Origin of the sequence: Bacteroides cellulosilyticus DSM 14838, from assembly GCF_000158035.1 — a bacterium.
Classification (GTDB): Bacteria; Bacteroidota; Bacteroidia; order Bacteroidales; family Bacteroidaceae; genus Bacteroides; species Bacteroides cellulosilyticus.
The window spans coordinates 594,460-596,630 of the sequence record NZ_EQ973490.1 but is presented as its reverse complement, the minus strand read 5'-3'; the positions used below and the strand labels follow the sequence as shown (position 1 = coordinate 596,630).

2 protein-coding genes are annotated in these 2,171 nt (G+C 36.2%); both read left to right on the top strand.

All coding sequences use genetic code 11. The features are described from left to right. The coding region (locus BACCELL_RS27110; protein WP_007210960.1) for a hypothetical protein at positions 1 to 215 on the top strand (215 nt) is incomplete at its 5' end. Positions 216 to 354: 139 nt separating this feature from the next. Next, entirely contained in the window at positions 355 to 2,001 is a 1,647-nt protein-coding gene (locus BACCELL_RS07010; RefSeq protein WP_007210959.1) for a S8 family serine peptidase, read from the top strand. The last annotated feature ends 170 nt before the right edge of the window (positions 2,002 to 2,171 follow it).

Genomic DNA, 2,171 nt, shown 5'->3' with positions numbered 1-2,171 from the left:
CTAATTTAGAAAAAAAAGGTGAGTTTCATTACCATACCAATGTCTACTCATTAGGTTGGTTGAATGAAGGGGTAAGATGTTATATTTATCCAAGTAAAATTTATGATGAACTTATTCCACTGTATCAATTTGAAAAAAATGGAAAATTTCATTATAATACAAATTCTTATTCATTGGGTTGGCTAAATGAAGGTATAGTTGGTTATGTTTTTTAGAGTATACATTATATTGGTGTAGTTATTTCTTTTATGAGGTAATTTATGTTAGTTCAACAGTTGATTGGCTGAGTTGTTGTTTACAATAAATGGCAACTTCGCTTCTAGCAATATAATAAAAGTTATATAATTTTTTTGTATGATACAACTTAGACTCTTTTTATGTATTATTTGTGAAGTTCTTTTGCTGGTAGCTTGTCAAAAAGATAATATGCAAGAGGAGTTTCCTGTGCCAGATGAACTGACTATTGAGCCTGCATCAATTGTGTTGGCTGTGGGAGAATCGTGTCAATTGATTGCTAAATTGAATGGGATTCCATTGGACGGAAGTAAAGTGCGTTGGGAATCAAATAGTAATTTGGTTAATGTAGATGAGGATGGTAAAGTAACGGCTGTTTTCCAGAATGAGTTTATTTCAGGATTACAAGTTGAAGCTGTAGTGCAGGGTTTTCATGCTATATGCCCGATTACGGTGTATCAAGAGTATAATTATAAATTTCGCCTGATTCTAAAAGATAAAGGAAGTGCTGACTATTCGTTAAATCAGCCAGAAAAGTTTTTATCAACTAAAGCAATTGAAAGGCGGCGAAAAAGAAATATTGCTATAGATGATTCAGATCTACCCATATCTAAAGATTATCTGAAACAAATAGAACAGGTTGGAGGAAAAATAGTTTGCCAAAGTAAATGGTTGAAAACTGTTTGTGTGCAATGTGAAGACGAAAAACAGATTGACAAATATAAAGAGTTACCATTTGTTGAAGATATCGTGAAAGTATGGCGAGGTGAAACGGAAAAACAGAAACGAATAATTTCTTCGGTTAGCTCTTCAGCAGGGGGAAATATGTCAGGTTATTCTTCAGAAGATTATGGAGAGGCGTGGAGAAATATAATTCTTCATAATGGGCAAATATTGCATGAACGTGGATTCAAAGGAGAGGGTATTGATATTGCAGTTATTGATGCAGGATTTATGGATTTGCTTAATAATCCTACTTTAAATACTATGCATATTCAAGGTGCCAAGTCTTTTGTATATGAAGATTCGAACCCTTATAATAGCGATGAGCATGGCCTTTGGGTCACGGCTTGTATGGCGACTGATAAGCCGGGATATTATATCGGAACTGCACCGGAAGCTAATTATTGGCTTCTACGTTCGGAAGATTTGTCCGGTGAATATCCGGTAGAAGAGGATTATTGGGTAGCTGCCATAGAGTATGCTGATAGTGTAGGGGCAGATGTTGTGAATACTTCATTGTATTATACTGGGAATAGATGGCCTTTTCCTTCGCACGAGTATGAAGAGATGGATGGAAAAACTGCATTGCCAACACGAGCGGCTAATGTTGCTGCAAATAAAGGGATTTTTATTGCATGTTGTGCTGGTAATGATGGGAGTTGGGTTGGGACTCCGGCAGACTCTCCTAATGTATTGGCGGTAGGTTCTGTTACTACTACTGGTGGGATAGGCGATTTTACGGCATATGGTATGACTGTTGATGGAAGGATGAAGCCTGATGTTGTAGCTCTTGGAACTTCGGCATGTACAATTGATATTGAGGGGAGGATTGATTTTAGAAGTGGAACATCCTATGCAAGCCCTATTCTATGTGGGTTGGCAGCCTGTTTATGGCAAGCTTACCCTTGGCTGACTAATCAAGAATTATTGGAGATTTTGAAAAAGTCAGCAAATAGATATGATGTTCCGGAACTGCCTTATGGTTGTGGTATTGTTGATATTCAGAAAGCCATAGATTTAATTGAGACTATGCAGGAAGAATAATGGTATAATTATAGTCTGAAATTATAATAATGGAGCAAAGAAATAAAGGAGATTTATGATATGTCTCCTGATTTGCGAGTTGTATTTAGTACATCTTCTTTATTTAATATACTGAATGTGATTGCCAACTTATCCAAGTGTTGTATTTCCTATGAGATGCAAGGACTTTC

What these genes read in the sequence shown, in the direction of transcription:
- BACCELL_RS07010 (WP_007210959.1), top strand. Translation starts at nt 355, where the DNA reads ATGATACAACTTAGACTCTTTTTATGTATTATTTGTGAAGTTCTTTTG.